18 protein-coding genes are annotated in these 22552 nt (G+C 69.9%); 5 read left to right on the forward strand and 13 right to left on the reverse strand.

Annotation, left to right across the window (positions count from 1 at the left end; genetic code table 11):
• Window positions 1-22 precede the first annotated feature (22 nt).
• Window positions 23-1438: an MFS transporter gene (locus tag G555_RS20285; RefSeq protein ID WP_051209324.1), complete on the forward strand. Its 1416-nt coding sequence runs from the start codon at window positions 23-25 to the stop codon at window positions 1436-1438.
• A 117-nt stretch (window positions 1439-1555) separates the two neighbouring features.
• Here the strand turns inward: G555_RS20285 and G555_RS0114680 are convergent, their stop codons facing one another.
• Together G555_RS0114680 and rpsO are read right to left on the reverse strand one after the other, a co-directional pair.
• The gene (locus tag G555_RS0114680; RefSeq protein WP_028709454.1) at window positions 1556-3754 is read right to left on the reverse strand and encodes a polyribonucleotide nucleotidyltransferase; all 2199 of its coding nucleotides are present in this window, start codon (window positions 3752-3754) and stop codon (window positions 1556-1558) included.
• Window positions 3755-3935: 181 nt separating this feature from the next.
• The gene (gene rpsO, locus G555_RS0114685) at window positions 3936-4199 is read right to left on the reverse strand and encodes a 30S ribosomal protein S15 (RefSeq protein WP_028709455.1); all 264 of its coding nucleotides are present in this window, start codon (window positions 4197-4199) and stop codon (window positions 3936-3938) included.
• 213 nt (window positions 4200-4412) lie between these two features.
• Here rpsO and G555_RS20290 point away from each other — a divergent pair, with 213 nt between their 5' ends.
• Window positions 4413-5066 carry a TetR/AcrR family transcriptional regulator gene (locus tag G555_RS20290; protein ID WP_169337931.1) on the forward strand — a complete coding sequence of 218 codons (654 nt, stop codon included), beginning with the start codon at window positions 4413-4415 and terminating at the stop codon, window positions 5064-5066.
• Between the two features lie 116 nt (window positions 5067-5182).
• Here G555_RS20290 and G555_RS0114695 read toward each other — a convergent pair whose 3' ends face one another.
• Window positions 5183-7450, reverse strand: coding sequence for a glycoside hydrolase family 3 C-terminal domain-containing protein (locus G555_RS0114695; protein ID WP_028709456.1), 2268 nt, complete (start codon window positions 7448-7450; stop codon window positions 5183-5185).
• A 44-nt stretch (window positions 7451-7494) separates the two neighbouring features.
• Window positions 7495-8802, reverse strand: coding sequence for an MFS transporter (locus tag G555_RS20295; protein ID WP_036923372.1), 1308 nt, complete (start codon window positions 8800-8802; stop codon window positions 7495-7497).
• Between the two features lie 328 nt (window positions 8803-9130).
• Here G555_RS20295 and G555_RS21470 point away from each other — a divergent pair, with 328 nt between their 5' ends.
• On the forward strand, window positions 9131-9625 hold the full coding sequence (locus tag G555_RS21470; protein WP_051209331.1) for a GNAT family N-acetyltransferase: 495 nt from the start codon (window positions 9131-9133) through the stop codon (window positions 9623-9625).
• A gap of 70 nt (window positions 9626-9695) precedes the next feature.
• On the opposite strand, the gene G555_RS0114710 is transcribed toward G555_RS21470, so the two are convergent.
• The 7 genes from G555_RS0114710 to rimP form a co-directional block, all read right to left on the reverse strand.
• Window positions 9696-10652, reverse strand: coding sequence for a bifunctional riboflavin kinase/FAD synthetase (locus tag G555_RS0114710; RefSeq protein WP_036923183.1), 957 nt, complete (start codon window positions 10650-10652; stop codon window positions 9696-9698).
• A 103-nt stretch (window positions 10653-10755) separates the two neighbouring features.
• Window positions 10756-11652, reverse strand: coding sequence for a tRNA pseudouridine(55) synthase TruB (gene truB, locus G555_RS0114715; protein ID WP_028709458.1), 897 nt, complete (start codon window positions 11650-11652; stop codon window positions 10756-10758).
• Window positions 11645-12073 carry a 30S ribosome-binding factor RbfA gene (gene rbfA / locus G555_RS0114720; RefSeq protein ID WP_028709459.1) on the reverse strand — a complete coding sequence of 143 codons (429 nt, stop codon included), beginning with the start codon at window positions 12071-12073 and terminating at the stop codon, window positions 11645-11647. The genes truB and rbfA overlap by 8 nt, the downstream gene beginning before the upstream one ends.
• Window positions 12074-12134: 61 nt before the next feature.
• Window positions 12135-15002: a translation initiation factor IF-2 gene (gene infB / locus G555_RS0114725; RefSeq protein ID WP_028709460.1), complete on the reverse strand. Its 2868-nt coding sequence runs from the start codon at window positions 15000-15002 to the stop codon at window positions 12135-12137.
• 163 nt (window positions 15003-15165) lie between these two features.
• Window positions 15166-15417 carry a YlxR family protein gene (locus G555_RS23140; protein ID WP_245581291.1) on the reverse strand — a complete coding sequence of 84 codons (252 nt, stop codon included), beginning with the start codon at window positions 15415-15417 and terminating at the stop codon, window positions 15166-15168.
• Between the two features lie 348 nt (window positions 15418-15765).
• Window positions 15766-16749, reverse strand: a complete 984-nt coding sequence (nusA, locus tag G555_RS0114735) for a transcription termination factor NusA (RefSeq protein ID WP_028709462.1) — start codon at window positions 16747-16749, stop codon at window positions 15766-15768.
• A gap of 1 nt (window position 16750) precedes the next feature.
• Window positions 16751-17251, reverse strand: coding sequence for a ribosome maturation factor RimP (rimP, locus tag G555_RS0114740; RefSeq protein ID WP_028709463.1), 501 nt, complete (start codon window positions 17249-17251; stop codon window positions 16751-16753).
• Window positions 17252-17327: 76 nt separating this feature from the next.
• Between rimP and G555_RS0114745 the strand changes: the two genes are divergently transcribed.
• On the forward strand, window positions 17328-18284 hold the full coding sequence (locus G555_RS0114745; RefSeq protein WP_028709464.1) for a DUF4439 domain-containing protein: 957 nt from the start codon (window positions 17328-17330) through the stop codon (window positions 18282-18284).
• Between the two features lie 116 nt (window positions 18285-18400).
• Here G555_RS0114745 and G555_RS0114750 read toward each other — a convergent pair whose 3' ends face one another.
• Entirely contained in the window at window positions 18401-20149 is a 1749-nt protein-coding gene (locus tag G555_RS0114750) for a proline--tRNA ligase (RefSeq protein ID WP_028709465.1), read from the reverse strand.
• 193 nt (window positions 20150-20342) lie between these two features.
• Here G555_RS0114750 and hemH point away from each other — a divergent pair, with 193 nt between their 5' ends.
• On the forward strand, window positions 20343-21317 hold the full coding sequence (gene hemH / locus G555_RS0114755) for a ferrochelatase (protein WP_028709466.1): 975 nt from the start codon (window positions 20343-20345) through the stop codon (window positions 21315-21317).
• Between the two features lie 9 nt (window positions 21318-21326).
• Here hemH and G555_RS20305 read toward each other — a convergent pair whose 3' ends face one another.
• On the reverse strand, window positions 21327-22523 hold the full coding sequence (locus tag G555_RS20305; RefSeq protein ID WP_051209334.1) for a CapA family protein: 1197 nt from the start codon (window positions 22521-22523) through the stop codon (window positions 21327-21329).
• Window positions 22524-22552 lie beyond the last annotated feature (29 nt).

Raw genomic sequence — 22552 nt, forward strand, 5'->3', positions numbered from 1 at the left:
GCGCGTGCGAGGCTGAACCCTCGTGACGACAACTCCCAGCCCCACGGCTCCCCTCAACTCACCGGCTCGTGTCATCACCGCGAGCCTCGTGGGCACGACGATCGAGTTCTACGACTTCTACGTGTACGCGACCGCCGCCGTCCTCGTGTTTCCGCAGCTCTTCTTCCCCACCGGCAACGACACGACCGCGCTCATCGCCTCGTTCGCGGTGTTCGGCGCCGCGATGATCGCGCGCCCCATCGGCGCAATCGTGTTCGGCCACCTCGGTGACAAGCGCGGACGCAAGACGACCCTGGTTCTCAGCCTGCTGACGATGGGGGTTGCCACGTTCCTCATCGGCCTTCTGCCCACCTTCGGGTCCGCGGGAGTGGTCGCACCGATCCTGCTGCTCGCCCTTCGTCTCACGCAGGGCTTCGCCATCGGCGGCGAATGGTCGGGCGCAGCCCTCGTCGCGACGGAGAACGCGCCCGCGGGCAAGCGAGCATGGTACGGAACCTTCCCGCAGTTGGGCGCGCCGCTCGGCTTCATCATCGCCAACGGCCTGTTCCTGCTCATCAACTTCGCCCTGCCGCACCCGAACGACCCGCTGCTGAAGTCCGAGGCGTTCCTGTCATGGGGGTGGCGGATCCCGTTCCTGTTCTCCGCCGTGATGGTCATCGTCGGCCTGTGGGTCCGGCTCAAGCTGGTCGAGTCGGAGGCGTTCACGATCGCCGAGAAGCGCGGCGCGATCCGAAAGGTGCCGCTCGGAACGACGTTCCGCCATCACTGGAAGGAGGTCATCCTCGGCACGTTCATCATGCTGGCGACCTATGTCCTGTTCTACCTGATGACGAGCTTCGCTCTGACCTACGGGACGAAGCCCGTGACCGCATCGCCCGCGGGGCTGGGCATCTCCTACACGAACTTCGTGCTGATGCAGATCATCGGAGTGGTGTTCTTCGGCGTGTTCACGTTGCTGTCGGGTCCGGTCGCCGATGCGATCGGACGGCGCCGCCTGCTCATCTGGGTGACGGTGGCCATCATCGTGTTCGGCCTCTCGTTCGTGCTGTGGCTGACCCCGCAGGCCGACGGGATCTTCACCGGCGCCCTGGTGCAGTCGTTCCTGATTCTCGGGTTCACGCTGATGGGCGTCACGTTCGGGCCGATGGGCGCGATCCTGCCCGAGCTGTTCCCGACGAACGTCCGCTACACGGGCTCGGCGATCGCCTACAACGTCTCCAGCATCCTCGGCGCGGCCGTCGCCCCGATCATCGCCGTCGCGCTGTGGGCGCAGGCCGGCGGGAGCACCTGGCTCGTGGGCGTGTACCTCGCGGGGTCCGGCGTCCTCACCCTGATCTCGCTGCTGCTCAGCCGGGAGACCAAGGACACGAACTACGCGGCGGTGTCGGTGGACGACGAACTCACAGAGCTCGCCGAGACCGAGGGGGCCGCGGTCTAGCCCGGCCCGGCCTGTGCCGGGGGCCGGCACACGCCCCTGGAACGTGCGAACGAGGAAGGGCCCGGACGGTGTTCCCGTCCGGGCCCTTCTGTCATCTGTCGTCGCGATGCAGACCGATCACTCCGCGGCGGCGGCCTCCTCGAGCACCGGGACGAGGGACAGCTTGCCCTTGTCGTCGATGTCGCTGATCTCGACCTGGATCTTCTGACCCACAGAGAGGACGTCCTCGACGCTCTCGACGCGCCTGCCGCCGTTCAGCGCGCGCAGCTTCGTGACGTGCAGCAGACCGTCCTTGCCGGGCAGCAGCGAGACGAACGCACCGAACTGCACGATCTTGACGACCGTGCCCAGGTACTTCTCGCCGATCTCGGGCATCGTCGGATTGGCGATCGCATTGATGAGCGACCGTGCCGCCTCGGCCGACGTCGAGTTGTCGGCGCCGATGTACACCGTGCCGTCGTCGTCGATCGAGATGTTGGCACCCGTGTCGTCCTGGATCTGGTTGATCATCTTGCCCTTGGGGCCGATGACCTCGCCGATCTTGTCCACGGGGATCTTGACCGTGATGATGCGAGGTGCGTACTGGCTCAGCTCGTCAGGCCCGTCGATCGCCTCAGCCATCACGTCCAGCAGCGTGTACCGCGCCTCGCGGGCCTGCAGCAGGGCGGCGGCCAGCACCTCGGCCGGGATGCCGGAGAGCTTGGTGTCCAACTGGAGCGCGGTGACGAACCCCCGGGTTCCGGCGACCTTGAAGTCCATGTCGCCGAGGGCGTCCTCGGCGCCGAGGATGTCGGTCAGCGCGACGTAATGCGTCTCGCCGTCGATCTCCTCGCTCATGAGGCCCATCGCGATACCGGCGACCGGCGCCTTCAGCGGCACGCCGGCGCCGAGCAGCGACAGCGTCGAGGCGCACACCGAGCCCATGGAGGTCGACCCGTTGGAACCGAGCGCCTCGGAGACCTGGCGGATCGCGTAGGGGAACTCCTCCCGCGACGGGAGCACCGGGACGAGCGCCCGCTCCGCCAGCGCGCCGTGACCGATCTCGCGCCGCTTCGGCGACCCGACGCGGCCCGTCTCACCGGTCGAGTACGGCGGGAAGTTGTAGTTGTGCATGTAGCGCTTGGTCGTCTCGGGCGCCAGCGTGTCCAGCTTCTGCTCCATCTCGAGCATGTTCAGCGTGCTGATGCCCAGGATCTGCGTCTCGCCGCGCATGAAGAGCGCCGAGCCGTGCACCCGCGGGACGACGCCGACCTCGGCCGACAGCGTCCGGATGTCGCGCAGGCCGCGACCGTCGATGCGCACCTTCTCGGTGAGCGTCTTGTGCCGGACGACCTTCTTCGTGACGGCCCGGAACGCGCCGACGATCTCCTTGTCGCGCTCCGGGAACAGCGGCGCGACCTCGGACACGATGACGGCGAGGAGCTCCTCGGTCGCGACCTCGCGGTCCTTCTTGCCCGGGATGGACATGACCTCGTGCAGCCGCTCGGCGGCGGCCTTCTCGACGGCCTCGTACACATCGGGCTGGTAGTCCTTGAACAGCGGCAGTTCGCGCGGTTCCTTGGGGAACTTCGCGGCGAGTTCGGCCTGCGCGTCGCACAGGATCTTGATGAAGGGCTTGGCGGCCTCCAGACCACCGCCGACGACCTCCTCGGTGGGCGCGGTCCGGCCGGCCTGCACGAGACCCCACGTGGCCTCCGTGGCCTCGGCCTCGACCATCATGATGGCCACGTCGCCGTCGGGCAGCACCCGACCGGCCACGACCATGTCGAAGGTGGCGTCCTCCAACTGGTCCAGCGTCGGGAACGCGACCCACGTGTCACCGATGAGTGCGACGCGGACGCCGCCGATCGGACCGGTGAACGGCAGACCGCCGAGAGTGGTCGACATGGACGCGGCGTTGATGGCGAGCACGTCGTAGACGACATTCGGGTTCAACGCGAGGACCGTGACGACGACCTGGACCTCGTTGCGCAGCGCCTTCGAGAAGCACGGGCGCAGCGGGCGGTCGATGAGACGCGCGGTGAGGATCGCGCCCTCGCCGGGGCGCCCCTCGCGGCGGAAGAACGAGCCGGGGATGCGGCCCGCGGCGTACATGCGCTCCTCGACGTCCACGGTCAAGGGGAAGAAGTCGACGGCGTCGCGCGGGTTGTTGGCGACCGTCGTCGCGGACAGGAGCATCGTGTCCCCGTCGAGGTAGACCGCGGTGCTTCCCGCAGCCTGCCGGGCGAGCAGCCCGGACTCGAAGCGGACGATGTGCTTGCCGAACTGGCCGTTGTCGATCACGGCCTCGACATAGTGAAGATCGGGACCCTCCACGGGCCCTCCTTTCGGATCATGGCGCCCGATGAACCCGGTCTTCGATCGAAGCCCGCGGGGTGCCCCGCAGGCCACTACCGAGGACCGAGGTTCGCGGCGACCGATGGAGTTGTGCTGCTCCGTTGTCAGAGCATGGACGTGGGGAGCGGCCGCTACGGCCGCTCCCCAGATCCGAGATTGTTCACCGACGCAGACCCAGTCGCTCGATGAGGGACCGGTAGTGCGCGATGTCCTCGCGCGCGACGTAGTTCAGCAACCGTCGGCGTTGGCCGACGAGCAGCATGAGCCCGCGCTGGCTGTGATGGTCACCCTTGTGCTGCTTCAGGTGTTCGGTGAGGTGTGCGATCCGCTTCGTGAGGAGCGCGATCTGCACGTCGGGAGAGCCTGTGTCCCCCGGGTGGGTGGCGTACTCTTCGATGATCGCTTTCTTGGTGGCAGCATCCATGCGGAGGTGCTCTCCTTTCGTAGGTCCGTTGCGCGGCGCCCCCAGCCCGGCGGGCATCGCGCGTGGCGATAGGGAGCTCTTACACATCCGCGGCCGTCGTGACGGCAACCCCGTAAGGATACCCTGTGGCCCGAACGTTCGCGAAACCGGTGGGCGGACGCCCTGCTCACCGCCTCGATCGGGCCCGCCATGGGGCTGTCCTACAATGGATCGGTGACGCCGCGAAGATACTCGAAAGGGGCCGCCAAACAGGCCGAAATCCTCGATGCGGCCCTCGATCTCATCGCGCGCAATGGATATCGGGACACCTCCCTGAGGCAGATCGCGGCAGCGGCGAACATCTCCCTCAGCGGCCTCATGCACTACTTCGCGTCGAAGGAACACCTGCTCATCGAGGTGTTGCGGCATCGCGATGCCCTTGACGTGGAAGCCATCGGCGACCCCGGCGACAACGCCACGTTCCCGCGCCTCGATCACATCGTCGCGCTCATGTCGAAGAACATGACGCGCCCACGCGTCATCGAGCTCTACCTCATCATGGCGGCGGCGAGCGTCGAGCCGGACCATCCGGCGCATGCCTATTTCGCCGAGCGATTCGCCACATTCCGAAACCTCGCGGCGACGGCCATCGCCGACGCCCAGCGCGACGGGCATTTCGACTCGCGGGTCGACCCGCTGCTCGCGGCGAACAACCTGCTCGCGGTCATGGACGGCATCCAGATGCAATGGCTTCTCGACACCACGATCGACATGGCCGAGCAGGTCGAGTCCTACCTGTCCCGGATGGCATCCGGATACGCGATGACGACCGTCGCCCCCCGGAGCGGCGTCGCATCGGTTCGATCGCTGCCTGCCTCGACGCCCTGACCCCGCCCTGTCCGGCGAGTCAACTGGGCTCACCTGGAATCCGGATGAGAGCGCCCGGGCCTAGCCTGGCTCGACGGCGCGCCCTCGTCGTTGATCCGGCATCGGGCCGGACGCCCCTAACTGTCCCCGCCGTTCGCGTGGGCGACGAACTGCTCCAGTTGTCCGATGCTCACCCCCGATTGGGTGAACGTCGCGATCGCGCTGAGCCGGGATCCGGCGATCATCTTCAGGATGAAGTCGCCGTCGGGGCCCTCGGGCAGGCCGAGCAGGCTCGTCAGCTCTGCGAAGCGATCGGCGAGGATCGGGCCTCCGATCGGATGATCGAGCCATTCGCCGACCGTCGAGTGGACGCCCAGTCGCGGGACGAAGCCGTCGCCCTCGATCTCCGCCGTCCCGGAGAGCCGGATGTCCCGGCTGGACGATCCCACCTCGACCCGGTATCCGCCTCCTTCCAGCGCCCATCGGTGCCCGCTGGCGTCGAAGTAGGCGAGATTCGCACGAGTCAGCACCACGGTGACGTCCGCCGTCTCCCCGGGGGCCAGCTCGACCGACGCGTATCCCTTGAGCTCACGTTCGGGGCGATCCACCCGGGACGCGACGGGCGCGGCGTAGACCTGCGCGATCTCTCGGCCCCGAACCGCACCGGTGTTCGTCACCGAGAAGGTCGCCTCGATGCCCTCGCCGGTCGCTCGCAGAGTGAGATCCGCGTAGGCGAAGGTCGTGTACGACAGCCCGAACCCGAAGGGGAAGGCGACGGCGAGATCCTTCGCGTCGTACCAGCGGTAGCCGACGTAGATCCCCTCGCCGTACCTCACGTGCCCGGCCTCTCCGGGGAAGTTGAGATAGGACGGGTTGTCCTCGATGCGCAGCGGGATCGTCTCGGTGAGCTTGCCCGACGGGTTCGCGGCTCCGAACAGCAGATCCGCGGTCGCCGACCCTCCCGCCTGCCCGAGCAGCCAGCCCTCCAGAACCGCCGGGACGCTGTCGATCCAGGGCGTCACCTGCACGACGGAGCCGTTGGAGAGGACGACAGCCGTCCGAGGGTTGGCCGCCACGACGCGGCGAAGCAGCTCGAGCTGCGTCGACGGGAGAGACAGGTGGCTCCTGTCGTAGCCCTCCGACTCGTAGGAGGACGGCAGGCCGAGGAAGACGACGGCCACATCGGCCGCGCTCGCCGCCGAGACCGCTTCGCTCGCGAGTTCCTCGTCGGCGTCGTCGTCGAACGTGAATCCGGGCGCGAAGTCCACGATGCCCGACGCCTGTTCCCTGATCGCGTCGAGCGCGGAGTCGAGCCGGGTCGGGACGATCTGCGAGCTCCCGGCGCCCTGGAAACGCGGGGTGCGCGCGAACTCGCCGATGACGGCGATACGCGGAGTCCCGGGATCGAGCGGGAGGATGCCGTCGTTCTTCAGGAGAACCGCTCCGCGGGTGGCGGCCTCGCGGGCCAGACCGTGGTGTTCGCCCGGGTCGTAGCGGGACTCCGGATCGCGATGGAGATCGCCGAGCAGCGCCAGGCGCACGACGCGACGCACGCTCGCGTCCACCGTGGCGATGTCGAGCTCGCCGGCGGCCACGGCGGCGACCACCCTGTTCGGGCCGATCTCACCCGTACCGGGCATCTCCAGGTCGAGGCCGGCCGCCACCGAGGCCGCCCGGTCGAGCACGGCTCCCCAGTCCGAGACGACGAGGCCGTCGAATCCCCAGTCGTGCCGGAGAGTCTCGGTCAGCAACCACGCGTTCTGCGAGGCGAACTCCCCGTTGACCCGGTTGTAGGCGCACATGACCGTCCAGGGGCGGGCCTCGACCGCGATCCGGAACGGCCGCAGGTAGGTCTCCTGCAGGGGCCGCTCGTCCACCTCGGCGCTGACGCTCATCCGTCCCGTCTCCTGGTTGTTCGCCGCGAAGTGCTTGAGGGATGAGCCGACTCCGCGCGATTGGATGCCCCGGATCCACGCCGCGCCGAGGTCTCCCGCGAGGATCGGGTCCTCGGAGTAGTACTCGAAGTTGCGTCCGCACAGCGGTGAGCGCTTGATGTTGACGCCCGGGCCGAGGACGACCGCCACGTCTTCCTGCTTCGCCTCCTCGCCGATCGCGGCGCCGACGCGGGCGACGAGCTCCGGGTCGAAGGCAGAGCCGAGGGCGACCGGGGGCGGAAAGCAGGTGGCCGGGGCGCTTCCGCCGATGCCGAGATGGTCGCTGCCGTCGGTCGGCTGCTTGCGCAGGCCGTAGGGCCCGTCGGTGACCATGACGGATGGCACGCCGGCCCGCTCGATGCCGAGGGTCGTCCAGAAGTCGGCGCCGCTCAGCAGCGCCGCCTTCTCCTCGAGGGTGAGCCGGGTGAGGACGGCCTCGACCTGTTCCGTGACGCTGGTCGTGTCGGTCATGGTCTTCTCCTTGTGTGGTTGGTGTCTGGGAGGTGCGGAGTCCGTCACCGGACCCCCTTGATCGGGATGACGAAGAAGGCCGACGCGACCGCGATCACCGCCGCGACGATGTACACGGCCGCGTAGCTCTCACCGAATCCGAGGTACACGGCTCCGGCGAGCGCCGGGGCGAGAGCCTGGGGCAGGGTCGCGGCGATGTTGATCACGCCGAGGTCCTTGCCGTAGCCCTCCTTGGACGGAAGCACCTCGGAGATCAGTGCTGTGTCGACGGCCTGGAAGCACCCGTAGCCGAGCCCGCCGATGACGGCCATCACGATCACCGCGGTCAGGGTCGGGGAGATCACGGGGATGATCAGGGACGCACCGAGGACGACCGAGGCGATGAGGACGAAGATCTTCCGCCGTCCGATCCTGTCGGAGATCGGGCCGGAGACGGTCACGGTGACGAGCAGGCTCGCCAACTGGACCAGGGCGATCAGCGGGACGACCTCCAGCGCCCCGTCGCCGAGGCCGATGTAGTCCTGGAGGATGTAGAGCTGGTAGACGCTCATGATCGTGAAGCCGAGGCCGAGGAGGAACCGGCCGGCGAAGGCGAAGAAGAAGTCCGGGTGCTTCGTGGGGCTCACCCAGAAGGTCTTGAGGAACGCGACGATGCTGAAGGGCTCCCGGCGGACGTCGGTGCTGGGCCGATCGGGGTTGAACAGCACGAACAGGACGGTCAGGACGAAGACGAGGACGCCGAGCACGATGTACCCGGCAGAGACGTTTCCGGCGAACCGGGTGCCGTAGATCTGGCCCGCGATCATTCCGCCCATCGTGGCCAGGCCCATGCCGGAGGAGAAGAGTCCACGGACCGCCTTGGGCACGCGGTCGGGCATGACGGCGCTCAGCGGCCCCTGCACGAAGTTGTACGAGATCTGGACGGCGACCCAGCACAGCGCCATCGTCACGATCGTGTTGGCGGCGCCGAGGGAGACGAGGGCCAGGCCGCCGATGAGGGCCGCGAAGACCATGATGGGGGCCCTGCGACCGAACCTGCTGCGGGTGCGGTCGGAGATCACGCCGGCCAGGGGCTGGGCGATCATCGCGGCGAAGGCGCCGAACGAGGTGACGACGGCGAGACTGGCCTGTTTGTTGGCCGGGTCGATCGCGGAGACCTGGGTGGCCAGGAGGATGCCCGTCGTGGCACCCCAGAGAAGGAAGACCGTGATGTTGGTCGGGACGTACCAGGCCAGCAGCCTCCCGAGGGGTTTGCGGATCTTGACGGACCCTTCGTACGAACCGTCCAGGTAGCCGTCCGGCGTCAGGTAGGGCACGTCCCCCGCCGGCGCGCTCTTCGTCGAGGTGGCCAAGAGGCTGATCCTCACTCTCTCCTGCACCACTGCAGGCTTGCCGTCACATCGCTGTGGGCCAGTTCCCGTACAACGCACGGGATTGCAGAAAAAGTACACTGTCCTGTTTTAGAGCGCAACCATCGTCGGGGACATGCGTGGACCGGTGCGTCGGCGCAGGGGGCTCCACGGCGCCGGGCGCCGGATGCGAGGCCCCGCCCCGGCGCGGCCATGCCCTGTCCACGTGGCCGGATGGCGGTCCTTCGCTCCTGTTGGGTGGCACCCATTAGTGTGAGGGTGAAGCGACGTAGGATCGGAAACCGGGACCTTACCGAGAGGAAGGGGACGCATGACGACGAGAAGTCAGACGTTCGTGAGGCTGTGCGACGAGTCCGACCTCGAGGCGCTGCGCCTGCGTGAGCCTCATTCGAGCGCGCGGTTCGCCGACAAGCACTTCCAGTTGCAGCAGGAGGGGTCGTATCTGTACGCGGTCGCCTTCATCTCCGACGAGCTCGCCGGCACCGGCGTGCTGGACCTGCGTCCCGGACCGCTCGTGCCCGAGCTGAAGAACCTGTGGGTCTACCCCGAGCATCGCCGCCTGGGCGCAGGCCGGGCCCTGACCGAGTTCCTGGAGGAGCACGCGGGACAGCGGGGCTACGAGGAGGTCTTCCTCGGCGTGGACCCCGACAACTACTCGGCGATCCCGCTGTACCTCGATCTCGGGTACTCCCCCACCGGGCATCATCGCGAAGCCGTCTACGTGTGGGTCGACGGTGCCGGCGAGTCCCATAATCGCAAGCAGATGGACGCGATCTACCGCAAGTCGTTGCTCATGCAGCGCTAGGAGCGTCGGCCGCGGATCATCCCGCGTCCGGAGCGCCGACGTCGCACGACGGCATCGTCAGCGCCAGGAGTCAGGCGTACGCGGCGGGTTCCGCAAGACGCGAGCGCACCCGATCCACATCGGAGTTCATCGTCTCGATGAGTTCGTCGACATCGGCGAACTTCACCTGACCACGGATACGCGCGACGAAGTCGACCGCGATCGGGACGTCGTACAGCGCGAGATCGTCCCGGTCCAGGACATACGACTCGACCCGCCGCTGGACCCCGTCGAACGTCGGGTTGGACCCGACCGAGATGGCCGCCGGCCACACCTCGTCGGGATGCCCGTCGGGCAGCGGCACGCCGACCCCGTCCCGGCCGTCCAGCCTCGTCACCCAGCCCGCGTAGACCCCGTCGGCCGGGCACGCCAGATGCCTGGGCACGGGCAGGTTCGCGGTGGGGAACCCGAGGCCGCGGCCGCGCTTGTCCCCGACCGTCACGACCCCGGCGAACCGGAAGAGCCGACCCAGGTGCTCGGCCGCATGCTCGACGTCGCCGGACAGCAGCGCCTCCCGGATCCGCGACGAGCACGTGTCCTCGTCGCCGTAGCGGACCAGCCGAAGCGCCAGGACCTCGAAGACGCCGGCCCCGAGCTCGCGCAGCGTCTCGACGTTACCCGCCGCCCTGTGGCCGAAACGGAAGTTCTCCCCCACCACGACGCAGCGGGGATTCAGGGGCAGGAGACACTCGGCCACGAACTGCTCGGGACTCCAGGAGGCCAGTTCGGGCGTGAACCGGATCACCTCCACCCGGTCGGCTCCGGCATCCTGCAGCAGCTCGATGCGCTCCTCCAGTCGCGTCAGCAGCATCGGCCCCTCGCCGGGCTTCAGCACCGAACGCGGGTGCGGCCAGAAGGTGACGACGATCAGCGGAGCGTCGGGGCAGTGACGTCGCGCCTCGGCGAGCACCTCCCGGTGACCGAGATGCACGCCGTCGAAGTTCCCTATCGCCACGACTGAAGAGCGCACGGCGTCCTTTCGACACATCACGGTTTGGCCTCGGCCAGCCTACAACCTGCCCGCGTGTCCTCCAGAACCGCGAAGCGGGCACGGCAGGCCGGTCCGGGCGTCGGCCCCCGGCCCGGTGCCGTCACGACACGAAGACGGCCGCAGGGAGCGCGCTGCCGCGCTCCCCCGGTTCGTACAGCGCGTACAGCTCCCCCTCGAACAGCAGGGCCGTCAGGGTCTCCACCGGCAGCGGCAGCGGACGCCCGTGCCGGACGGCGGCCGCCTCGGAGGCGGACAGCGCCAAGGTCGGAAACGCGCGTGCGGCGGCCTCACCGGGGGACAGCACCGGCAGCGGGCCGGTCGGGGCGTCGAGCTCGCCCGGGGGCAGTGCCTCGCTCACCCCGAACGGCCCCACGCGGGTGCGTCGCAGCGCGGTCAGGTGCCCGCCGACGCCGAGGGCCTGGCCCAGGTCACGCGCCAGGGAGCGGATGTACGTCCCGGTAGAACAGTCCACGACGACGTCGACATCGGTCACCGGGACGGTGCGCGTCCGCGCGGAGCGGATGTCGACGACGCGGAAGGACGTGACGGTGACGGGGCGCGCAGCGAGTTCCACGGTCTCGCCGCGCCGCGCCCTGGCATAGGCCCGCTGGCCGTCGACCTTGATGGCCGACACGGTCGACGGGGTCTGCAGGATGTCGCCGGTCAGAGTGGCGACCTCGCGGTTCAGCAGGTCGCGGTCGACCTCCGGAGCGGGCGTCTCGGAGATCACCTCGCCCTCGGCGTCGTCGGTGAAGGTCGCCTGGCCGAGTCGGATCGTCGCCTCGTAGGTCTTGTCGTGCCCGGCGAGGTGGCCGAGCAGCCGCGTCGCGCGGTTCAGCCCGACGACCAGCACGCCGGTCGCCATCGGGTCGAGCGTGCCCGCGTGGCCGACCTTGCGCGTCCCGGCCAGGCGTCGCATCCGGCCGACGACCTGATGGGATGTCCACCCCGAGGGCTTGTCGACGATGACGATCCCCGCGGCGGGAGCGTCACTCATCGTCGTCGCGAGGCTTCTTGTACGGATCGGCGTCGCCGGCATAGGTGGCCTCGGCCGCACGGGCGGCGATCTCGGCGTCACCCGATCGCGCCGTGGCGAGCAGCCCCTCGATCTGCGCGGCCGATTCGGGCACGGCGTCGAGGACGAACGCGAGGCTCGGAGTGAACTTCATCCCCAGGTGTCTGCCGACCTGCGATCGGATCATTCCTTTGGCCGACTCCAGGGCGAACGCCGTCTCGGCACGTTCGGCCTCGGTTCCCATGGTGGTGTAGAAGACCGTGGCCTCCCGGGCGTCGCCGGTGACACGGACCTCCGTGACCGTCACGAAACCCAGCCGGGGATCCTTGACGCGGCGTTCGAGCATCTGGGCGACGACGGCGCGGATCTGCTCGGCCACCTTCGCGATGCGGGGATTGGACATGGCAGGACCTTTCGAGGAAACGCCGCCGGGCCGGCACCGCAGCGCCGGCCCGGACGGATTCTCAGTTACGCGGCTTCTCGACCAGCTCGTGCGTCTCGATGACGTCGCCGATCTTGATGTCCTGGAAGTTCTTGAGCGTGATACCGCACTCGTACCCCTCCCGGACCTCGGTGGCGTCGTCCTTCTCGCGGCGCAGCGAGTTGATCTCGGTCTCGACCACGACGACGCCGTCTCGCACGAGACGGGTGCTGGCGTGGCGGCGCATCGTCCCGTCGAGGACCATGCAGCCGGCGATCGTGCCGACCTTCGACGACCGGAAGATCTCCCGGATCTCGGCGTGGCCGGTGACGCGCTCCTCGTAGATGGGCTTGAGCATGCCCTTGAGCGCGGCCTCGACCTCATCGATGGCGGCGTAGATGACCGAGTAGTACCGGATGTCGACGCCCTCGCGGTCGGCCATCTCCGTCGCCTTGCCCTGCGGGCGGACGTTGAAGCCGATGATCACCGCGTCGGAGGCGGCGGCCAGCGAGACGTTGGTCTCGGTGATCGCGCCGACGCCCCGGTCGATGACGCGCAGGGAGACCTCGTCGCCCACGTCGATCTGCAGCAGCGAGTCCTCCAATGCCTCGACCGAGCCGGCGCTGTCGCCCTTCAGGATGAGGCGCAACTCCTGCGTCTCGCCCTTCTCCAACTGCTCGAACAACTGGTCGAGCGTCCTGCGGCGGGTGGCCTTGGCCAACGCGGCCGCACGCAGACGCGCCTCACGGCGTTCGGCGATCTGCCGGGCCATGCGGTCGTCCTCGACGACAAGGAAGTTGTCGCCGGCGCTGGGCACAGAGGTGAGGCCGAGCACCTGGACCGGCATCGACGGCATCGCCTCGTCGATGTTCTCCCCGGCATCGGCGATCATCGCGCGGACGCGGCCGTGAGCCGACCCTGCGACGATCGAGTCGCCGATGCGCAGCGTCCCGCGATGCACCAGGACGGTCGCGACCGGACCGCGGCCCTTGTCGAGATGCGCTTCGATCGCGATCCCCTGGGCGGGCATGTCGGGGTTCGCGCGCAGGTCGAGCGTCGCGTCGGCGGTCAGGATGATCGCCTCCATCAGGTCGGGCAGGCCGTCCTTCGTGACCGCGGACACGTCGACGAACATGGTGTCGCCGCCGTACTCCTCGGGGACGAGCCCGTATTCGCTGAGCTGCCCGCGCACCTTGGTCGGGTCGGCGCCCGGCTTGTCGATCTTGTTCACGGCCACCACGATCGGGACGTCGGCCGCCTGCGCGTGGTTCAGCGCCTCGATCGTCTGCGGCATCACACCGTCATCGGCCGCCACCACGAGCACCGCGATGTCGGTCGACTTCGCACCGCGGGCACGCATGGCGGTGAACGCCTCGTGGCCGGGGGTGTCGATGAAGGTGATCGTGCGTTCCTCGCCGTCGACCTCGGTGTGCACCTGGTACGCACCGATCTTCTGCGTGATTCCGCCTGCCTCGCCCGCGACGACGTTGGTGTGCCGCAGGGCGTCCAGGAGCTTCGTCTTGCCGTGGTCGACGTGGCCCATGACGGTCACGACGGGCGGACGCTTCACGAGATCGTCGTCGCCGCCCGCGTCGGCACCGAACTCGATGTCGAACGACTCGAGCAGTTCGCGGTCCTCGTCCTCGGGCGAGACCACCTCGATGTCGTAGTTCAACTCCGCACCCAGCACCTGCAAGGTGTCGTCGGACAGCGACTGCGTCGCGGTCACCATCTCGCCGAGATGGAACAGCACCTGCACGAGCGACGCGGGCTCGACGCCGATCTTCTCGGCAAGGTCGGTCAGGGAGGCGCCTCGGCGCAGCCGGACCTTCTGGCCGTCGCCCTGCCGGACGCGCACGCCACCGATCGACGGCGCCTCCATCTGGTCGAATTCCTGCCTGCGCTGCTTCTTCGACTTGCGACCCCGGCGCGACGGACCGCCGGGACGCCCGAAGGCCCCCTGCGTGCCCGAGCCGCCACGACCACCACGACCGCGGCCGGCGGGAGCCGGACCGCCACCACCCATGGGCGCGCCCATGCCCGGACGACCGCGACCGGCCGGACCGCCGCCACCGCCGCCGCCACCGCCGGGACGACCCCGGCCGCCGCCGGGACGATTGCGCGACGGCGCACCGAGACCGGGGTTGGCCTGCTTCGGCATCATGCCGGGATTCGGGCGCGGCATGCCTGCCGCGCCGCCGCCGGGCGCGCGTTGCGCGAACTGCGAGGGGCGCGGCATGCCCGAGCGCGAGCCACCCGAACGGTCACCGCCCTGCCGCTGTCCCGCTCCGGAGGCACCGCCCTCGGGCCGGGACCGGCGCACGCCCATTCCCTGGCTGGACGAGAACGGGTTGTTGCCCGGACGCGGGGTCCCGGACGGATTGCGACGCGGGCCCTGCCCGGAGGACGTCGGAAGTCCGCCCGAGCCGCCCGAGGTCGGGCGCGGGCCGGGACGGGGCCCTGGGCGCGGGGACGGCCCCGGGCGCGGTGCCGCCCCGCCTCCTCTGCCGGTGGGCGCGGCGGGCGCCGTCCCCTTGTCGACCGGGGACGATTCGGCGGGACGGGGTGCCGCCGGCGCGGGGGTGCTCCCGGACACGGGCGCCGCGCCGGGGGCGGAAGCCACGCCGGGCGCGGACGGCGCGCTCGCGGCAGGACGTTGGGGGCGGACGGACGCGGGCGACGGCCCGGGCCGCGCACCTCCGGGGCGCGCACCGCTCGGGCGCGTGGATCCGGGTGCGCCGGACGGCGCCTTCCCACCCTTGATCTTCTCCGTCAGGCGACGGACGACCGGGGCTTCGATCGTCGACGAGGCCGACCGGACGAACTCCCCCATGTCATTGAGGGTCTTCAGAAGTTCCTTGCTCTCCAGTCCGAGCTCCTTCGCGAGCTCGTAGACACGGACCTTGGCCACTACTCTCCTTTTGGTCCATGCCGGGCACGGACCAGTTAGTTGGAATGCATGCTCATTTCGCGGTACTCATCGAGTCGTCATGAGCGATTGCCCACTTTCTGATCTGGCTCGCACCACTCGCGCGAGTCGCACGAACAACAATAGTGCTCCGGCGGTGTTTCTCCTAAGCGGGATCCGCACCCCACCCGGTCGGCGGCTCCCCCACCGCGACAGGCCGACGCAGCGCGCGCGCGAAGGCTCGCCGCTTGACCGCGGCCTGCCAGCAGGCGACCGACGGATGCACATACGCACCCCTGCCCGGAAGCACGGCCGCCGGATCCTGAACGAGCACGCCGTCGGCGGACAGGACGAACCGCACCAGTCGGGGCTTCTCGTCGCGGGCGCGGCACCCGATGCAGGTGCGGGTCACAACCACGCCCGTCAGCCTACGGCACCCGTCGGCCGACGGCAGGGCGATCGGGCGCGAAGGCCGGCGTCGGCACCGCCCGCCCGACCCCACAGAACCCCGACAGGACGGGCATACAGGCCTGCCAGGGTGACGGGCTTGACTGGACGACGTCCGAGCAGGAGGAACGCTCACGCACAGTCCGCCCGGCCCGCCGGTTGGGGAGACCCACACGCGGATCGCGCGGGGGCGCGGACGGCCTCTGAGCGTCCTCCCGCCGGATCCAGCCGGACCGGAGCCCGGTCGTCGCCCCCGCCGTCGTGGGTGACGACACGACGGCATCGCCCACAGCGTGGTGGGCGATGCCGCGCCGGTCGTTCAGGCGGTGGGAGTGTCGGGCGCCGTGTCGGGACGGATGTCGATCTTCCACCCCGTGAGGCGCGCGGCGAGGCGGGCGTTCTGGCCCTCACGCCCGATGGCCAGCGACAACTGGTAGTCGGGGACGACCGCGATGGCCTCCTTGGCCGTGCGGTCGGTCACGATCACCTTCGACACCTTCGCCGGCGACAGCGCCTGGGCGATGAACCGGGCGGGATCGTCCGACCAGTCGACGATGTCGATCTTCTCCTCGTTCAACTCGTGCATCACCGCTCGCACCCGACCGCCGACAGGACCGATGCAGGCGCCCTTGGCCGACACGTCCGAGTTGTGCGAGGTGACGGCGATCTTGGACCGGTGGCCCGCCTCGCGCGCCACGGCCTTGATCTCGACGACACCCTGCTCGATCTCGGGCACCTCCATGCGGAACAGCCGCTGGACGAGGCCGGGATGGGTCCGCGAGACGACCACCTTCGGCCCGCCGGTCTCGCGGCGGGCGGACACCACGTACACGCGCAACCGCTTGCCGTGCGTGTATTCCTCGCCGGTGACCTGCTCGGCCGGCGGCATGATCGCCTCGATCCTGCCGAGATCGACCCGGACGACACGGGAGTCGCGGTCCTGCTGCACGACGCCGAGCATGATGTCTCCCTCGGCGCCGACGAAGTGGCCGTACTTCTGCTCGTCCTCGGCATCGCGAAGCCGCTGCAGGATCACCTGCCGGGCCGTGGCGGCGGCCACCCGCCCGAACCCGTGGGGGGTGTCGTCGTACTCGCCGAGGACGTTTCCCTCCTCATCGCGCTCGGGCACCCAGACCGTGAAGGTCCCCGACTTCCGGTTCAGTTCGACCCGTGCCCCCGGCACGGCCTCCGGGGACTTCTGGTAGGCGTTCAGCAGGGCGTCCTCGAGCGCCCCGATGACGACCTCCATCGGGATCTCTTTGTCGCGCTCCAAAGCCCTGAGCGCGCTCATGTCGATGTCCATGTCACTCCTCCTCGGGCTGGTCCTGGTCGTCGAAGGCGGCGGGCCGGTTGAGCTCCACCTGGATGAGCGCCCGCGTCACATCGGCGAAGTCCACCGTGATCGTGCGCGCATCGAGAGTCAGGGTCGCACCCGTCGCGGTCGTGTCTGCGATCCGCGCCGTCACCGGCGCGCGTTCGTCGGAGAACCGCACCGTCACCAGGCGACCGGCGTTGCGCCGCCAGTGCTCCGGACGGGTCAGGGGACGCCCGACCCCGCGCGTGCTCACCTCCAGCGTGTAGGGGCGCGAGCCTGCTTCGGGGGCATCGTCCAGAGCCGCCGACAAGGCCTTCGACGCCTCGGCGATCTCGTCCAGCGTGGGCCCGCGGCCATTCGCGCCGTCACCGTCGACGACCACCCGGACGAGGGATCGACGCCCGGCGGACACGATTTCGACCGCTTCGAGTTCCAGACCGGCGGACGCCAGGATCGGTTCGAGGATCCGGCGCAGCGACTGCTCGTTCATGGGAGCTCCCGATCCGATTGTGTCCGCAGTTGTCAGGCGATCCATCGATCATAGCGCGGTGCGCTAGCCTCCCTCCGTGACGAGTCGGAGGGCGTTCCTGGCGGCGGCGGGGCTGCTGGGGATCGGGGCTCTGACCGGCTGTTCCCTTCTCGACCCGACCATCGTGGGCCGGACGGCCGCACCCGGAACCGGATCCGCCGTCCCCGACACGGGCATCCCCTACCGCGACGAGGGTGTCACCGCGCTCAGCCGCGTGGAGGGCCTGGCTCGTGGCGTGCAGGCGGCGACCGAGCAGCGGCTCACGTCGGCGCAGACGGCCTTGCTGGCCTGGGTGGTCCCCGCGCTCGCCGCGCAACGCGCCGCGGTGATCCGCGGCACACCGGTCACCGACGAGACGCCCTCTCCCGGCGCATCGCCGTCGCCGTCGACCGGAGCGACCTGGCAGGCCTTCGTCGGCGAGCTGTCCGCCTCGGCGTCCGGTCACGCGCGGCGCGCCGCGGGGACGCGCGGCGCCGACTCGCTGCTGTGGGCGTCCCTCGCCGGGTTCGCGCAGTCCGTCGCCGACCATCCCGGCACGACGACCCGCTCGACGGCCCTCGTCCCCGCACTGCCCGTGGTGGGCAGCGAGGCCGACGCGCTCACCGACGTCGTCACGCAGCTCCACGTGCTCGTGTTCGGAGTCGAGCTGGCGCTCGTCCCGCTGCGCGGATCCGACGCGGCGTACGAACAGATCTCCTCGGCGCAGAGCTCCTGGATGCAGTACCGCGACGACCTGTCGGAGACCCTCCGCTCGCTCGGCGCGCCCGTGCCCGGATCGCGCGCTCCGTACGACATCGCGGCGCCGGAGTCCGCTGCGGCCGCCACGACGCTCGTGGCCGATCTGGAGACCCGCTTCCTGCCGACGGCAGGCGTCTGGGTCGCGGCGGCCGACTCGACCCACCCGGCCGCCCTCGACCTCCTCGCGGCCGCCACCGCGGGCGCCGCGTCGTTCGGGGGCAAACTGCAGGTGTGGCCCGGCTGGCCGACGCGCTGATCTCGCGGCCCCCCTCCGCCGAACGCTCCGCTTCTGCCGGTTTCTCCCCGATTTCCGCGGGTTTGGGAGCGCTCGGCGCACCGCCCTGGGGGTTTGCGAGCGCTCGGCGCGGCCGCCTACCCGCGCACCCGGGCGACGACGACCGACAGAACGTCGTCGGCGGGCACCTCGACCGAGTCCCGCGACGCCCGGTCGCGCACCTCCACGACACCCCGGGACAGACCCTTTCCGACGACGACGGACGTCGGCATCCCGAGCAACTCGGCATCGGCGAACTTCACCCCGGGGCTGACCCGGCGATCGTCCAGCAGCACGGCGAGACCCTGCGCCTCCAGCCCGACGGCCAGTTCCTCGGCCGCGGTCACCACCGCGCCGTCCTTCCCGGCGACGACGATATGCACGTCATAGGGGGCGAGGGCCTTCGGCCAGGCCAGGCCGAGATCGTCGGCCGAGCTCTCGGCGACGGCCGCGACGGCCCGCGACACACCGATGCCGTAGGAGCCCATCGTGACCGTGACCAGCTTGCCGTTGGCGTCGAGCACCTTCAGCCCCAGCGCCTCGGCGTACTTGCGGCCGAGCTGGAAGATGTGGCCCATCTCGATCCCGCGCGCGAGGGTGAGAGGCCCACTGCCGTCGGGAGCGGGATCGCCAGGACGCACCTCGGCGACGTCGATCACCCCGTCGGGGACGAAATCCCGGCCGCAGACCAGGTCGAGGACGTGCGCCTCCGCCGCGTCGGCGCCGGTCACCCATCGCGTGCCGGCGACCACGCGCGGATCGACGAGGTACGTCGCCCCGGCGGCCTTCGCCCCGGCAGGTCCGATGTACCCCCGGACGAGCGCCGGGGTCGCGGCGAAGTCCTCCTCCGTGAACGGCACCGGCTCGGCCGGCGCCACCGCCGCCTCGAGCCGCTTGACATCGACGTCACGGTCGCCCGGCACGGCGACGATGAGGACGGACGTCGCACCCGACGGGTCAGCGAGCCGGAACACGACGTTCTTGAGCGTGTCGGCGCGCTCCCACGGCCGGTCCTCGCGCGGGAAGTCCCGGTTCAGCAACGCGACCACGTCGTCGATCGTCCCGGCGTCGGGAGTCGGCACGGTTCGCACCGGACCGGCCCCGGACGCATCCACCGGGTCGGGTACCGGCACGGTGACGGCCTCGACGTTCGCGGCGTACCCACCGGGCGAACGCACGAAGGTGTCCTCGCCGTTGGCCGCGACCGCCAGGAACTCCTCGGACGCCGAGCCGCCCATCGCGCCCGATGTCGCCCTGACGATGACGTACTCCAGGCCGAGCCGGTCGAACACGTTCACATACGCCTGACGATGCCGCTCGTAGGACGCCTGCAGCCCCTCGTCGTCCACGTCGAACGAGTATGAGTCCTTCATGATGAACTCACGGCCGCGCAGCAGTCCCGCGCGGGGGCGCGCCTCGTCACGGTATTTCGTCTGGATCTGGTACAGCGCCAGCGGCAGATCCTTGTAGGACGAGTACAGATCCTTGACCAGGAGCGTGAACATCTCCTCGTGCGTCGGCCCGAGCAGGTAGTCGCCGCCTTTGCGGTCGGTCAGGCGGAACAGGTTCGGGCCGTACTCGGTCCAGCGGTTCGTCGCCTCGTAGGGCTCACGCGGCAGCAGCGCCGGGAACCGCACCTCCTGCGCGCCGATGGCGTCCATCTCCTCGCGGACGATCTGCTCGACCTTCGCGAGAACCTTCAGCCCGAGCGGGAGCCACGTGTAGATCCCCGGCGCCGCCCGGCGGATGTACCCGGCGCGGACGAGCCAGCGGTGGCTCGGCACCTCGGCGTCGGCCGGATCCTCCCGCAGCGTGCGGACGAACAACTCTGACAGCCTGGCAACCACCCCGAAGACCTCCTCGAATCGAGGCAAAGCCTAGCGGCCCCGCTGTCCGCGCGAGATCTCGACCCCCGCTGCCGGACCGCGCGACGACCGGACCGCGGGAACGGGCGCCAACGGACGCGGGGTTTCCCGACCGGGCGTCGGGAAACACGCCGCGCATTTGGCCCTCCGCGCGCGGGCCCCGCAGAATGCCTCCATGCCCGTGACCGCGGACTCCGTCCTTCTCGTCGTCAATCTGGGAACGCCCGAGGCGCCCGCCGCACCCGAGGTGCGTCGCTACCTCGCCGAGTTCCTCGGCGATCGACGGGTCGTGAACCTGCCTGCCGTGCTGTGGAAACCCATCCTGCACGGATTCGTGCTGCCGTTCCGCGGCCCGAAGTCGGCGGCTCTGTACCAGAAGGTGTGGCTCGACGAGGGGTCGCCGCTTCTGGTGCACACGACCGCGCTGGCCGAGCGGATCGCGGCGAGGATGCCCGACTGGACGGTCATCCCCGCGATGACGTACGGCCGGCCGGCGCTGCGGGACATCCTGCGGGACCTGCGAGAGGATCCGCCGCAGCGCGTGGTCGTCCTGCCGCTGTACCCGCAGTACTCCACGACGACGACCGCGCCGATCTTCGACCAGCTCGACGCGCACGGAGCCGGCCTCCCGCTGACCCGGATCGACGACTACAGCGACGACGAGGCGTGGCTGAGTGCCGTCGTCGAGAGCATCCGGCGGGCACGCAGCCAGGACGACGAGCACCGCCACCTGCTGTTCTCGTTCCACGGACTCCCCCAGAAGGTCGCCGACGCCGGCGACCCATACCCCGTGCGCTGCGAGTCCAGCGCGCGGACGATCGCCGCGGGGCTCGGGCTGGCCGACGACCAGTGGTCGATGTCGTACCAGTCGAAGTTCGGCCCGGCGCAGTGGCTCCTCCCCGCGACGACGGACGAGGTGGACCGGCTCGCCGCCGAGGGCGTCACCGACATCGATGTCGTCTGCCCCGGCTTCGCCGTCGACTGCCTGGAGACGCTGGAGGAGATCGCGATCCGCCTCGGCGAGCAGTACGCGGAGCACGGCGGCCGGCTGCGCTACATCCCCTGCCTCAACGCCTCCGACGCCCATGCCGACGCCTTGACGGGCGTGGCCCTGCGGGTCGCCGCCGACGGCGATCTCAGGCCGGCCTGACCCCGGTCGTCACCCCTCGGCGAGCCCCTGCGGGTTGTACGCGCGGACCACGGCACGTGTCCGCCGCTGGGCATCCAGCAGTCGTTGCCGGTCGTCCTGGCCGCGGGCCAGCGCGGTCGAGACGACGTACACCCGGGCCGACGTCTCAGGGGTCCAGTGGCTCACGTACGTCGGGATGTACTCGGCCTTGGTGACGGTGAAGGTGCCGTCGGGCTGCTCGGTCCAGGTGAACCGCGCCACGACGCCCTCATAGCCCCGCACGACCTCCCGCTTGTGCTGGGCGATGAGGTTGCCGAGGCCGTACACGACCCACTTGCCGTTCATCTTCGTCCACGGCTGCACCACGTGGACGTGGTGACCGTACACGAGATCGATGTAGGGCGAGGCCGTGAGCGCCCGGGCCCGCTCACGCTGCTCCTCGTTCTCCGTCGAGCTGTACTCGTCGCCGCCGTGAAGCGCGGCCAGCACGATGTCGGCGCCCGCCTCCCGGGCCTGCTTCGCGCGGGCGAGCATGTCGGCGACGTCCCACATCGCGACCGACCACGGCTTGCCGGCCGGGAGCGGGATGCCGTTGAGGTCGTAGGTTCCCGAGACGACGGCGATCCGAACGCCGCTCGTCGTCGTGTAGATCATGGGCGTGTTCCGCTCGGCCTGCGAGCGGAAGGTGCCCGTGTGCAGGACGCCGGCCTCGTCGAACGCTGCGAGAGTGCGGCCGAGACCGGAGAATCCCTGGTCGAGGGAGTGGTTGGACGATGTCGTGCAGGCGTCCCATCCGACGTCCCTGACGCCCTGGGCGATCTGCGGCGGCGCCGCGAAACTCGGATATCCCGTGTAGGGGCCGCCCTCCTTCGCGAACGGGACCTCTTCGTGGCAGACGGCGAAGTCGGCACCCGCGACGACCGGTCGGATCCCGGCGAACAGCGGGGCGAAGTCGAAATCGGTGCCGGTGCGGTTGCGCTCCGCGTCGGCTGCCGGGCCCTTCCACAGCGTGTCGTGCCACAGCAGGTCCCCGCTCATCGCCGTGGTCACGACCCGCGCGGCGGCTGTTGGCGTGACCGGCGGCGTCGCTGCCGGGGACGACGAGACGACCGTGGGGCTCGTCGTGGCCGAGGAGATGTCCGAGGGAGTTCCCGGCTGCGGCTGCACCACTCGCGCGCATCCTGCCACCAGTGCCAGTGCGATCACGGAGACTGCCAGCCGACGCATGCAAGATCCCTTCTCGGCACGTGGCCCCA

Source organism: Propionicicella superfundia DSM 22317, from assembly GCF_000423465.1.
Classification (GTDB): Bacteria; Actinomycetota; Actinomycetes; order Propionibacteriales; family Propionibacteriaceae; genus Propionicicella; species Propionicicella superfundia.